Annotated in this window: 12 protein-coding genes; 2 read left to right on the plus strand and 10 right to left on the minus strand. The window is 45.5% G+C overall.

Annotation, left to right across the window (positions count from 1 at the left end; genetic code table 11):
- Window positions 1–201: 201 nt before the first annotated feature.
- From ACAN56_RS06235 to ACAN56_RS06270, 8 genes are all read right to left on the minus strand, one after another.
- Window positions 202–2,319 carry a serine hydrolase domain-containing protein gene (locus tag ACAN56_RS06235; RefSeq protein ID WP_379141267.1) on the minus strand — a complete coding sequence of 706 codons (2,118 nt, stop codon included), beginning with the start codon at window positions 2,317–2,319 and terminating at the stop codon, window positions 202–204.
- Window positions 2,320–2,395: 76 nt separating this feature from the next.
- Window positions 2,396–3,166 carry a DUF3169 family protein gene (locus ACAN56_RS06240; protein WP_379141269.1) on the minus strand — a complete coding sequence of 257 codons (771 nt, stop codon included), beginning with the start codon at window positions 3,164–3,166 and terminating at the stop codon, window positions 2,396–2,398.
- Entirely contained in the window at window positions 3,163–3,381 is a 219-nt protein-coding gene (locus ACAN56_RS06245) for a helix-turn-helix transcriptional regulator (protein ID WP_379141271.1), read from the minus strand. Before ACAN56_RS06245 ends, ACAN56_RS06240 begins: the two co-directional genes overlap by 4 nt.
- Window positions 3,382–3,713: 332 nt before the next feature.
- On the minus strand, window positions 3,714–5,105 hold the full coding sequence (locus tag ACAN56_RS06250) for a sigma-54 interaction domain-containing protein (RefSeq protein ID WP_379141273.1): 1,392 nt from the start codon (window positions 5,103–5,105) through the stop codon (window positions 3,714–3,716).
- 110 nt (window positions 5,106–5,215) lie between these two features.
- The gene (locus tag ACAN56_RS06255; RefSeq protein WP_379141275.1) at window positions 5,216–6,160 is read right to left on the minus strand and encodes a DUF561 domain-containing protein; all 945 of its coding nucleotides are present in this window, start codon (window positions 6,158–6,160) and stop codon (window positions 5,216–5,218) included.
- Between the two features lie 55 nt (window positions 6,161–6,215).
- Entirely contained in the window at window positions 6,216–7,451 is a 1,236-nt protein-coding gene (locus ACAN56_RS06260) for an L-lactate MFS transporter (RefSeq protein WP_379141277.1), read from the minus strand.
- 43 nt (window positions 7,452–7,494) lie between these two features.
- Window positions 7,495–9,078: an acyl CoA:acetate/3-ketoacid CoA transferase gene (locus ACAN56_RS06265; protein WP_379141279.1), complete on the minus strand. Its 1,584-nt coding sequence runs from the start codon at window positions 9,076–9,078 to the stop codon at window positions 7,495–7,497.
- A gap of 1,259 nt (window positions 9,079–10,337) precedes the next feature.
- Window positions 10,338–11,360, minus strand: a complete 1,023-nt coding sequence (locus ACAN56_RS06270) for an SGNH/GDSL hydrolase family protein (RefSeq protein WP_379141282.1) — start codon at window positions 11,358–11,360, stop codon at window positions 10,338–10,340.
- A gap of 352 nt (window positions 11,361–11,712) precedes the next feature.
- Here ACAN56_RS06270 and ACAN56_RS06275 point away from each other — a divergent pair, with 352 nt between their 5' ends.
- Both ACAN56_RS06275 and ACAN56_RS06280 read left to right on the plus strand, forming a co-directional pair.
- Complete coding sequence (locus ACAN56_RS06275; RefSeq protein ID WP_379141428.1) at window positions 11,713–11,871, plus strand: GntR family transcriptional regulator; 159 nt, start codon at window positions 11,713–11,715, stop codon at window positions 11,869–11,871.
- A gap of 5 nt (window positions 11,872–11,876) precedes the next feature.
- Window positions 11,877–12,359, plus strand: a complete 483-nt coding sequence (locus ACAN56_RS06280; RefSeq protein ID WP_379141284.1) for a LacI family DNA-binding transcriptional regulator — start codon at window positions 11,877–11,879, stop codon at window positions 12,357–12,359.
- 414 nt (window positions 12,360–12,773) lie between these two features.
- On the opposite strand, the gene ACAN56_RS06285 is transcribed toward ACAN56_RS06280, so the two are convergent.
- Window positions 12,774–13,082, minus strand: coding sequence for a PTS sugar transporter subunit IIB (locus ACAN56_RS06285; protein WP_379141286.1), 309 nt, complete (start codon window positions 13,080–13,082; stop codon window positions 12,774–12,776).
- Window positions 13,079–13,420, minus strand: coding sequence for a PTS lactose/cellobiose transporter subunit IIA (locus ACAN56_RS06290; RefSeq protein ID WP_379141288.1), 342 nt, complete (start codon window positions 13,418–13,420; stop codon window positions 13,079–13,081). The genes ACAN56_RS06285 and ACAN56_RS06290 overlap by 4 nt, the downstream gene beginning before the upstream one ends.
- Window positions 13,421–13,429: the final 9 nt, after the last annotated feature.

A 13,429-nucleotide genomic window follows, 5' to 3' on the forward strand; every position in this document is an offset into this window, starting at 1 on the left:
ACCGTCCTCCCAAATCCTTGAAGAACAGAGCCCTGCGGACAATGTCTGCAGGCTCTGCTTTTTGTATTACAGCCCAATAGATTCATCGGGCGCAATCTCCCGTTCTTTTCTATTTCATAAGGAGTCTTATTAACAAAACTACGACGCTCCCACTCGTATCTATTGAACTAGATATATGAACTCCTGTCGCTGTCCGCCCTCTCAGTTGCCCGCTTCCCCGGACTTCTCCGTCAGTCCGGCAACGATCTGATTGATCGGATTCGTGAACAGAGCATACAGAATTGCAGCATTCTCCTTTTTGCTCAGCGCATCACTGGACTTGAAATCAACAGCCCCCTTGGCATCAGCCTTGATGTCAGGTCCGTACAGTCCCAAAGCCACGGCCATCCTCACCGCCGGAACCGCCCATTTATCCGTTTTGCCGGCCAGCTTCACATCTTTGAACAGCTCATCCGGGTACTGTGCGCTGAGCAGTTTCCACACCATTACCGCCGCCTCCTGGCGGGAAATGACCCGGTCAGGCTGGAACTCTCCGCCTGGCGTTCCTTGAACCATTCCGAGTTCAACGGCCATCTGTACATAAGCGGCATCAGGATGACCCTGCAGATCAGGGAATGCCAGCTTCTCTGTCTTGCTCTCTTTTATATTGCTGCTCTCCAGCATCAGCCGCACATACTCGGCACGCGTAGTTCCCGCCTCAGGCTGAAAGCTGAGCGCCGCATCATTCGGCAGATATCCCAGCGACTGCAGCATCATAACCGGGGCCGCATACGGATGGCTCGGGGTGACATCGGCATAACCGACACCATCCGGCCCTTTTTGCTCATAGCTGTAAGGATTGAGGTACGGTTCTTTCAGATAGGCGCCTTGCCCGCCCGAAGTCATTTCAAAGCCAGTAAATTTCTTGGTAAGCTCATCAATGAACAAATTATCGTCCACCTGACGCAGCTGGCGGGTGCCCAGCAATGCATCGCTAATGCTAAGCGCACCATCTTTTACAGCAACCGTGGAGACCAAGCTCTTGAGACGGAGATCCGCATAGTAACCGGTGAACGCATCCAGGGCTTCGACGCTCAGCGGCTGGAAGGTTCCCAGCTTCGCTGGTGCGGCATATTGCGGGAAAAACGCCTGGATAAACGCCGGGTAAAACAGCTCCCGCAGCACGCTTTGCTGATTATAGGCAATGAAAACCCCGGTATTCTGCTCCGGAATCAGGAACATATAAGAGCTGAAGCCGATTAAATCGCCTGCCTTGGTGATAATCTTGGAGCTGCTGCCGGCACCGGGAAGCTGCATGGGCGCTTCAAAGCCGTAGGTGGTATTCGGCAACAACGGGTGGATGGAGGAGCGATATTCCTTCATGGAATCTACTGTACTTTCAGCCAGAATGCGGTTATTTCCCGCCACGCCCCCATTCAGCAAAGCAGTCATGAACTTGCCGATATCATCGGCGGTGGACAGCATGCCTCCATGCGGCATGACGGTTGGAGTTACTGTATACAAGTCAAGCGCCTTGCCTGCGGCATCATAGGCCGTAGCGAGATCTTCCTTCAGCTTGCCTTCCAGCAGGAAGCCGCTTTTATCCATATTCAGCGGTGCAAATACATGCTTCTCCATATAATCCTCATAGGATTCGTGACTGGCCTTCTCCACTACCAGACCGAGCAACAGCGAAGCGAAGTTGTCATACATGTAAGAAGTGCCCGGCTCTCGGACAACCGGCGGCATGTGCTGCAGCACATAATCCTCAATCGATACCTTTGTCCCGAAATCATCATTGATATCTTCCGGCTGGGGGTCCTGAATCCGGAACCCAGTGGTATGGGTCAGCAGATCCTCCACCGTTACCGGAACCCCGAAGGGATTCTCGAATTCAATCGGTCCTGTATAGGTCTGAAAATCCGCTTTCAGATCAATTTTCCCTTGCTCTACCAGCTGCATAGCGGCAGCGGCGGTGAAGGTTTTGGATACCGAGGCCATGCGGAAGACCGTTTCATCAGGGTCTACCTCCGTTTTACCGGCCTTGTCCGCATAGCCGAAACCTTCTTCAATCACCGTCTTGCCATCCTTGACCACGATGACAACCGCACCGGCAAGCTGCGCTTTCACTTCTTTCATACTGAAGAATTGCTTGAGGAACGCCGCAGCATTCTCTGTCGTCAGCGGCTTGGCTTGCCCGGTAGCAGATGCCGGAGGAGGAGACGCTGGGGAAACGGCAGACGCATGCACCATCGGGGCCATCGTAGTCAGAATCAGGGTAGCGGCAAGCACTGTCCTCGTCCAAAAAGCGGGACCGCTACGCAACATTGACAAATTCATTCACTTCACTCCATTTCCATTAAAATAATAGGTATAGCGGTTATTACGGAATTTTATGGATTCGGACTCATTAATTTCATTTATACGCCTTGGCCACCTCACGGTAATAGACCGTTTGCTGCACCAGCAGAATGATGCCCAGGACGACAATGGGCAGCGGTGTGAAGCCGAACAGCAGGGAGTACAGCGTAAACAGCACAATGCCTGCGATTAACATCACGTTGGTAATCTGATAAGCAGAATAGGCAGACCGGTATACCGTCCACTGCTCTCCCTCGTCCATTTTGGCAAACAGCTCACGTGCCGCTTCTTTCCCACTGTTGGATTTCAGATTCAGCGTCCGATCCGGATAGACCTCGTTGTAGATCACAAGCGTGCGGTGCTGAAGAAAAATGGCCATAAACATCGTGACGCAGCCGCTGATCATGTTCACCAGCATGTAAGTTTGCATGGTCTCCCTCGGACTGCCCGCTCCCAGGGCATGGGCAAAAGCAAGCACCAGCCATAGCAGGGTGACAATAGTGTTATACGAGCTGACCTTGAGGATTGTACCAAGCAGCTTCTCCTTCGGACTCATCGGCTCATCTGAATGCTGGTCTTCATCGTGCATGGCGTTCAACTGGCTGAGGCCAATCACATTCCAGACCAGCAGAACAAGCACAATCAGCGCCAACAAGGCGAACATAAGATCATATTCGTAAACAAGCGAAAAGCTGAAGTCGGCATTCTCCGGAACAGTAATTGCACCCGAGGCAAAGATGTAGCCGATCATCCCTCCAATAAATGCCCATAGAATCAGCCACAATGCTTTTTTGGTTTTGAGTGGTTTGTTTGTGCTGTCCATCATTGCTCACGCTCCTCTTCTCGAATGGAAAATATATCCTCAACCTGCACTTTAAAGGCTGCAGCAATCTTCAGAGCCAGCACCACTGAGGGGGAATAATCGCCCCTTTCGATCAATGCGATCGTCTGGCGGGAGGCTCCGATTCGCTGTGCCAGCTCTTGCTGGGACAATCTGTCCCTGGCCCGCAGTTCACGGACGCGGTTAACCAGTTCACTCAAGTGCATCATCTCCTTGATTTATTGTATATGATGTAATTCATTTTGTAAATTATAATATACAAATTGTATCTGATTATATACATTAATGTTTTTACTATTTAGCTATTATTCATAAATAAAGAGGCCCTTGTCGCTGACATAGGCCTCTCACAGATCCTGAACAAACATTGTGATGTGGTGAAACAGACAGGATTTATACGATAAGTATAAAGAAGAATAACGAGAATTAGCCACTTGAAGCCCGTGAATTAATTTATGGCAGGCTTCAGTTTATTCAAATCCCCTACCAGAATCAAGCTTTAATAACGTTCCATTCAGGACAGCTTGCCCAGTTATAAGGTTTTGGGGGCCAGCACTTCTTCCATTTTCTTTAGCTTTCTGTAAATAACCGATCTGTCCACACTTAATTTCTTGGCCGCTTCTGTTCCGTTCCCATAACAATCTTTCAGTACTTTTTTTATATAACGCCCCTCTGCTACTGCAGTGAAGTCTTTCAGAGTAGACAGCTGATGTTTATTCTTTTCTATGAAGTGGTCTATTGAATACCAATCCGCAACATTATCCTCTTCCTGTTGGCTAATTCCCATGTATTCCGTAACCACAAGTCTTTCGATATAATTCCTTAACTCTCTCGCATTCCCATGCCAAGGCTGACTAAGCATCTTATCAAACTCTTCAGCACTTAAGACATATTTCTTACCGTACATTTGATTGAAGCTGGCTATAAAACTGGAGATTAATCCTACAAGGTCTAGTTTGCGGTTGCGAAGCGGAGGAATATGAATCGGGATCACATTAATCCGATAATATAAATCTTCCCGGAACAGCCCTTTCTTTACCATACTCCACAGATCCCGACTAGTAGCTGATATAACACGACAATTGATCGGTATATTAGTGATGCCGCCGACTCGTCTCAATTCCTGATTCTCAAGAACCCGCAATAATTTGGCTTGCATCTCGAGCGGCAAATCAGCAATTTCATCCAGAAATAGAACCCCGTCATTGGCAATTTCGATCATGCCCGTCTTCACTTCCGCCTGCCCTTCAAAGACTCCTTTTTCGTATCCAAACAATTCATGTTCAAATCCAGCCGGAGCAATAGCTGCGCAGTTAATCGCAATGAAGGGACCCTTCCACTTTTCACTCTTTAGATGAATATATTTCGCTATAACCTCTTTACCCGTACCGGATTCACCATATATTAATACTTTACTGTCGTAGGATGCTATTTGGTTGCAGACTTTAATAATTTGTTTCATTGCCAAACTTTCGGCAACAATACCTTTCCCTTTTCCCGCTGCAGCTTCTCCTAATTGCTTGTTGATTTGCTGGGTTACAGATACATTAGCCTCATAATAGGTGTGTTCCTGTTTGAATTCATTTGAAGTGGTGACTATCAGCTGCACCTCCCCATCCTTATCCAAAATAGGAATAGCTGTCGAGAATATATGAAACCCTCTTGACGTAATGATATTCTTAGATACTTTTTGTTTACTTTGAATGGCTTCCATCGTAATGGAATGACCATAATAGCCTGCCTTCACCAAATCCTGGACGTTGGCCTTTAGCAGATCTTCTAATTGAACTCCAATGGTTAAAGCGGTAAATTCATTGGAAATTAATATATTTCCGTTTGGATCGGTGACAAATAAAGTAGAAGGCAATTCTCCAATAATTTCGTCTATCGTACGTTTACCTGATTTTTTATTTCTTTTCGTCAAATTTATCAGTCCTATACAGTTGTATTAACGCTTATTCCATATTTAGAAAAAAAGCCAAATGATATCATTACGTAAATGATACCACTTGGCTAATATACATTACACTTTAATTATGCGCCAACAACTGATAATTTCCCCAGCTTCTCAAGGATTTCTTGAGCCTCTTCAAACATAGTGGTAATCATCTCTTCAACCGTGGTAATCTCATTAACCATCCCACAAATTTGTCCTGCCATTACAGAGCCAGTATCCGTATCTCCTTCGAATACAGCTCTGCGCAAAGATCCCAAACTTAATTTCTCTAACTCTTCACGAGAAGCCTTTTCATTTTCAAGTCTAAGGAATTCAGCAATCATACTATTCTTAATACTTCTAACAGGTCCACCCAGGCTGCGGCCAGTAACCGTTGTGCTCGTATCATCTGCGGTAATTACTGCTTGTTTGAAGTTCTCGTGAGTAGGGCATTCCACTGTAGCCAGGAACCGGGTTCCAACCTGAACGCCCTGTGCTCCGAGCGCAAAGGCAGCTGCGACCCCACGGCCATCCGCAATCCCGCCGGCTCCAATAACCGGAATGGAAACCGCACTAACTACTTGAGGCAGCAGAGCCATCGTCGTTGTTTCACCAACATGTCCGCCTGCTTCTGTTCCCTCAGCAACAATCGCATCAACACCTAATGCTTCCATTTTCTTAGCGATTTTTACAGAAGGAACTACCGGAATTACGATAATGCCATTTTCTTTGAGAGTCTTCATGTATGGAGCAGGCGTACCTGCACCAGTGGTTACAATTTTCACATTTTCTTCTATAATGACTTGAATAAGTTCAGGGATATTGTTCATCATCAACATCAAATTTACAGCGAAGGGTTTATTGGTGCTTTCTTTTGCCTTACGAATCTCGTCACGAAGACGATCAGGAGTAAATCCGCCTGAACCGATAATGCCTAGCCCTCCCGCATTAGAAACAGCACCTACTAGAGGAGAAACAGCGATTTGAGCCATACCACCTTGAAAAATCGGATATTTAATACCTAATAATTTTGTAATCGACATTCTTATAAACCTCCATTTTTTTGATCGTTTTTTATAGTTAATGTAACTAAGTTTCTTAAGCAGCTTTAGTGGCTTCTGGTTTTGGCTGTTGTTTTTCCATTGCTTTGAAAACAAAGGTTAAGGCAAAACCAACCAAGGAGATAACCAGAGCGATGTAAAAAGCATTCGTGAACATTCCGTCATTAGCTGCTGCAACCTTACCGGCAATTCTCGGTCCGAAGAATGCTGCTCCTGAATAACCGATAAAAGTTACACCATAGTTCACACCGTAATATTTCATACCAAATTTCTCACCGACAATAGAAGGGAATATTCCCATGGTTCCGCCAAAGCATAAGCCAATCCCTACGATGGCTACCGCAAATCCGGCTATTGTTGTAGATAATGCTATAGTCAACATCATGCCCGCAATGACCAGATAGATAATGAGCAGACATTTTACCCGCCCAATTTTATCGGACACAGCACCCCAGAATACACGACCAATGCAGTTACTGAGAGAGTATAAACTTACATATAGTGCTGCAGCTGCAGCTGAAAGTCCAAACATCTTCTGACCGATTACAGAAGCATTAGCTGTTACCATCATTCCTGACAAGGCACCGATTAAGAACAGGCAGGCTATCACATAGAATAATGGCTTCTTTATCATTTCGTGCCACTCTATATTAACTCCACCCTTAGAAGCTGCAGCAGCCGGAGGCGTCCAGCCGTCAGGGATATAACCGGCCGGGGATGCTTTAACGAGTAGAGCAAGGCTTAAAATGACTACTAAGAAGGCGGCCCCGAGCATTATCAGTGCTGGCTGGACACCATTGCCGCTAATTAACGCGTTAGCTATAGGTGCTATAACGATGGATCCACCGCCATATCCCGCTGTAACAATTCCGGCAGCTAATCCTCTTTTGTCCGGGAACAGCTTAACGCTGTTCCCAATTGTAGCTGAATACACAATTCCCTGACCTATTCCGGTAATTACACCGTATGTGATATACAGCATCCAAGGAGCGGTTGCCAATCCGGAAAGAATAAATCCAAGCCCAAACATTGCTCCGCCAATGAATACAGCCTTCTTGGCTCCCCCTTTATCCACCAACTTCCCTCCCAGGATCATTGGAATTGGAGATATAGCCGCGTTAATAGTAAAAGCCATCATAATATCCGGCATCGTAACATTAAATACTTTGGTTAACGGCAGTGCAAAAATACTGAATGCGTATATTGCACCTACACAGATATTAATGATCGTTGATGCAATCAATATCCTCCAACGATTCAACTTTACATTCATGACATCATCCCTTTTTATGGTTTATTAAATCAATAAATAATCACTATACTTCCAATAAAATCCGATTTTTCGCGGCAATAATAGACTTCAATTTTCCCCAGTTTTCCTGGAACATGGCTTGATCCATTTCTTTAAGATTTGGTGAGATCACCGGTTCAAATTCCATTTGATCCAGAATATGAGTCTGCAAGTCAACACCTGGTGCGATTTCAGTTAATGTAACTTTTCCATCCTGCAGTTCGAATACTGCGCGCTCAGTAACATATACAACGGGTTGCCCAACTTTGGCAGCATATGAACCGCTGAACGTGATTTGTTGCACCTTCTTAATGAACTTTTTTACTTTTCCCTCTTGGAGTATTTGCAGTTTTCCATCTTCAGCCTTGACCTCTAGCCCGCCAGCAGTAAATGTACCTGCGAACACAAGCTTTTTGGCAGCTTGAGAGATATTAATAAACCCACCGCATCCAGTTACACGAGTTCCAAATTTGCTGACATTTACGTTCCCGAACTCGTCTGTTTGAGCCAAGCCAAGGACAGATAAATCGATTCCGCCACCATCATAGAAATCGAACTGCGAGTCATGATCTACAATAGCCTCAGAGTTATAAGCATGACCGAAGTCTTTCAGACCTGCGGGAACACCACCAATCGAACCCGCCTCTGTTGTCAAAATCAGTTGGTCGCTTACTCCCTCTTCTGCTGCTATGTTCGCAACATTAACCGGAATTCCAACCCCAAGATTCAAGATCGTATTCGGTTGAAGCTCTACTGCAGTTCGGCGGGAGATGATTTTGCGCTCATCCAGCGGTAGGGATTCAATAGACTCTGTAGGTACTTTTACATGACCGGAAAATGCCGGATTATAATGAGTGTTTTCTGTCTGGTAATGATTTTCCGGTTTAGAAACAACAATATAATCTACTAAAATCCCTGGCACTTTAACATCCTTAGGATTAAGAGTGCCACACTTTGCGACCGTCTCCACCTGGGCTATAACTATGCCTCCCGAGTTGCGGACAGCCTGAGCGATAGGCAGAACCTCCATATGCAGGCCTTCTTTTTCAAGAGTCAAATTGCCATTCTCATCAGCCACGGTTCCGCGGATCAAGCCGATATTAATAGGGAAGGATTTATAGAATAACCACTCTTCGCCCTCTAATTCAATAACCTTCACTATGTCTTCCTTCGTAGACGGGGACATTTTTCCGCCTTCGACCCGAGGATCTACGAACGTCTCCATGCCTACTTTGGTAATCACACCAGGACGCTTAGCTGCAATTTCCCGGTATAGCTGAGTAATTACACCTTGGGGCAAATTGTACGCTTCACATTTGTCTTCTTCGATGAGCTTAGCCATCCCGGGAGAAGCAATTGCAATTCCACCAATCCATCGTTTAATTAATCCCTCATGGCCTAAGTGGCTCATTCCTTTGTCGCGGCGGTTGCCGACTGCACTCGCGTGCATTACAGTCAAATTCTTCGGTTGTCCTGTTTGCACGAAGCGATCTTCAATGGCTATTCCCATCTCTTCTGCCCAGCATGATAATCCAAACCCGCTGGCTGCAACTGTATCACCATCTTTAATTAGTTCCGCTGCTTTTGCGGCTGAAATTACTTTTGTCATTTAATCTGCTCCCTCATATGTGAATATTTTCACTTTTCTGATTAAAAAAATAAAACTATTACTTCGCATGCCTCAAATCTATTGTGAAATATTTCGCAATGTCATCGTATTACAGAAAAAAGAACGGGTCAACAGGCCCGAAATAGCTCTAAATCAAGGTTTTTTTCTGTAGATTTTTTGCGACTCACTCTTTTGAACACTCTCTTTTTAAGCACATTTTTTCTTTAATGATTAATAAGCGTGTTGGAATAGACAGGTGAAATTCAACTCTATTTTTTTCTTATTCGGATTGGATGTAACAGTCGCAAAATAACCACACTATTTCATTCATCTTGTTTAAAAGATATAAAAATAACCTGGAGGTGACCTTTCATATTCGGCGAATTATACAAATTCGTGCAGAATGCATTTTAAGATATTTTATAAATATCAAGAAAAAAATAAAATATTTTTCCCATGTTGCGTAATTGCATTTTTGCAACACCTGAATCTCTTGAAAAAGACAGAACTGTAGTTCAATTTAAGATGCCGTAGCGATGCTGAATGCTGCCGGGCGCAATAAACGAACTATATGTAGTAACTCTTACTGCACCAATTACGAGGAGTATATCTATCTGGATAAAGAAACTGGGAATACAGCTCCAAAGTACCTTCAGCATCAGCGATGAGCAATGTTTTGATCTTTTAATAAAAAAAGATCGCATTGCCTCAATATTTCATGAGAGTCATGCGATCTTTTCCAAGTGTTTCAAAATTCAAGGGTTTCGGAAAAAACTCTGGGGAAGCAGGGATTTAATATTGAAAGCAGGGTCCCTAAAAGCCTTCAGCGGGTTCGTTTACTCGTTAAGGACTCAGGAGACGCTATGGAGAGTAAAACCCCTGTTTATTCTCTTTTGCGGACCCAGACGACCTTATCTGCTCTGCATTCTATCTAAAAGCGGCCATCAGGGAGAAATAACTGCGCTGGAGTCCTTTTCCCTACTGTAACAGGCTAATAGCTCCAAATAAGTGCAACTCGGTCCGTTCATGCTTAGGAGCCAGGAATACACTTTCCGGACGCACACACGCCTTCGTAAGAAGAGCGAAGTCTCTGAAACACCGAAACGTAAGCCTCCACCAAAAAACTACCTTGTGGTGAAACGCCTTTCTCCGCGTGTGATCAGAAAATGCTACGTAGCCGTTATAGTTACCGGGGAGCAGATTAAGACTTTCTATGGTATCCAAACCCTCTCGCCACTCTCCATCCTCCACTATTAGGTTCACAACACGCATTCCGTAGCGATCAACGGACGCTTAAGCAATTCCCATCCGGTCTTGGCGGATATAAACGAGGCAAGCTCCCATCCCATCCGGTAATGCGTCTGATAGCTGGGATGGTAACGGCCGCCCCATCCTTCCACCTCTGGATGAATCAGCCCTAAATCAACCAATAATATCTTTCCGTTTCCAATTTGATTAAAATAGGCCACGACCTTATTCACACTGGCAAGATAGTTGTTGTTCATGGTTCCAACACAGCAAAAGACATAGGGATCATTGTATTGTTCCAGGATAACCTGAATGAATTTTATATAAACGGCTATATACTCCTCATCATCAATCGGCGTAGAATAATCGTTTTGACCCAAATTAATGACAATTCCATCAGGAATATATCGGGAAAGGTCCCATGGCGTCGTCTCTTTGCCAAGGGTCCCAAAAAAATGCTCCGGCAACCCATGCCTGTTCCCTACGGCATCCTGCCAAACACCAATGCCGCAAATGGCCATCGTATGATATTCCGCGTTCAACATTCTGGCGCTGATCCCGACATAGGACATGTAGCCGTCGTCAAGATGCGGAGCTTCAGCGAGCACATGCGGATGGCCGATCCCTGCTCCATCTGTGATGGAATCCCCAAAGTATTCAAGCCGGATAGGCTTGGCCGCAGGCGGGGCAAGGAAGCTTCCCCCGTCAGGAAGAGCAAAATGATGAAATGCGATATTTCCGGTCAAAATCCCCGTTCGCTTGTGGATTTCCAAAGTGTGCTCACCATCCGGAAGTCCCTGTTCGATCATGTATGCATGAACCCCTTTCTTCAGATTAATCCAATTACGGGCAATCCCGTCCAATACGATTTCAACATAATCCTGGCCACCGGAATCCTCTGCTGTCATAGAGATGGCCGTACCCCGGAAGGCTAGATGAACAGCACTGTTAACCCATCCGCATTTCGGATTCCCCTTCTCAGTCAGATCAAATCTCCCCATCAGCCTGGTGTACTTGGCAAAGTCAAAATTCAAAGTAACTCCTCCCATCAATCAAATTCTGCATAGACTACCCAATTCCCATCCGGCACAGGCTGCTATCACACCCTGCATAAAGGACCCTTCCGGAGTTCATAGCGCTTCCGGAAGGGTCCTTATTCAGTTAGTGCATCTGATCCGGCACTCTATTGACCGGTCTTTCCTTGAACCGGAGTAAGCCCTAGCTTCGGATTCGCCAGATCGAGTTTATACATGACTTGATTGTAGTTATACCGTGGTGTTGCGACATGATTCGTAAACGTATTCGTAAAAGTCCCCTCGAAGTAGATCACCTAAAGACTATGTCTTATCCCAGATTGAGAATCAGGAATTTACAGAGGAAGACCGGATTCCTAGCGAGTCGGAATTTTCCAAGCTGCTGGATGTCAGCACTATCACTGTGCGCAAAGCACTGTCAGAGCTGGTGAACGAGGGCGTGATCTACCGTATCAGGGGTAAGGGGAGCTCGTCACTTGTAATAACCACGACGGTGCTTATGAAGCAGTAGAATACTTGATACAGCAAGGTCATCGACGAATCGGATTTGCGGCTTACGACTATCATCTGAGTCCGGAGATTGACAGATATAACGGTTATTGCAATGCCATGTTGAATGCGTCCATTCCAATATCCGAGTCTCTCTTGTTCCTGGATAAGGAAATGGATCACTCTGTGCTTGCACACCTGATTCAAAGCGGGGAGCTGACCGCACTTTTCTGCGCGAACGATAAGCGGGCCCTTGAGGTAATAGATCGGCTGACCGCACTTGATATCCGTATCCCTGAACAAGTATCCCTAATCGGCTTTGACGATTTCGAGAGCTCCAAGTTCGCCAAGGTCGCCTTGAGCACAGTGAAGCAATATTTCGACGTCCTTGGCTATGAGAGTGCCAAGCTGCTGTTCGAAATTACCGAAGGCTCATCCTACGGCAATAAGAAAGTCATGTTGCCTACAAGCTTGGTCATACGTGAGACAACTAAGCGATTTCAGGGTTAATACTTGATTCCCCGGTCAATTCTACCCTGATTATCTTTGAACGCAAGCTTTGGTTCTGCCGCCTGGGACCTTCACCCGTTAGCACGATGCGCTGCCAAGCTCACAATAGGCCGGCCCCCTTAAATAGGGGACCGGCCTATATGGTTTCCGGCAAAAGCAAAAGAAAGCGCAAACTACCATTGACAATATGTTCGTAGCAAACCTAAGGGGAGGTTTTCACAATGAGACAAACAACCGTTATCAACATTGCAATCAGAAAGGTGGTACAGCCAAGACTATCACCGCCTACAATCTGGCGTGCGCGAAGAAGAATCTTCAAACCAACTTTTTAGTATTGTTGAAGGTTCTTTGTTTATATAATTTCTACCGAAGAAATTTTAACTTTCGGGTAAAGTGAAACGATAGTCTCTCAAGCTACTTTGCTGCCAACTCTAATGCCCTACTCAACACCTTTTCTCCGTTCATACGCCCATAATCAACCGTATTGATAACATCTACTTTTACACCTTTAGGTATATATTTCTTCTCATAATCCTTCCGCATATAAGCAACCTGGGGGCCAAGCATTAGGACATCAATCTCATCACCAAAATTAGCCAGATTCTCTCCAGCTGTCGCTTGAATGCTTACCTCCTGACCGCCTGCTTGAGCGGCTTCTTGCATTTTTTTAACCATTAGGCTAGTAGACATACCAGCGGAGCATACAAGTACAATCTTAATCATGATGTCATCCCCTTTCCAATTTGGTGCAGATGAGTAAGTTCATGCAGCTCGATAATTTCCCTGGCTAAATCTTTGACTGTCATGGCGTTCATCAAATGATCCTGAGCATGAATCATCAGCAGTGTAATTTCGTGCTTGGCACCGCCAGCTTCTTCTTGGATTAACTGTGTCTGTATCTTGTGCGCGCCCTTCAAATCCAGAGTAGCATTATCCAGAAGTTCAGCTGCAGCGGTGTAATTCTTTTGCTTAGCAACCATAATGGCTTCCATCGCTTGGCTTCTGGCCGCACCGGATTTCGCGATCATCGACATGACCTTTTCTATATACTCCACTATCATACCCTCCGA

Source organism: Paenibacillus paludis (assembly GCF_042610515.1).
Taxonomy (GTDB): Bacteria; Bacillota; Bacilli; order Paenibacillales; family Paenibacillaceae; genus Paenibacillus_AQ.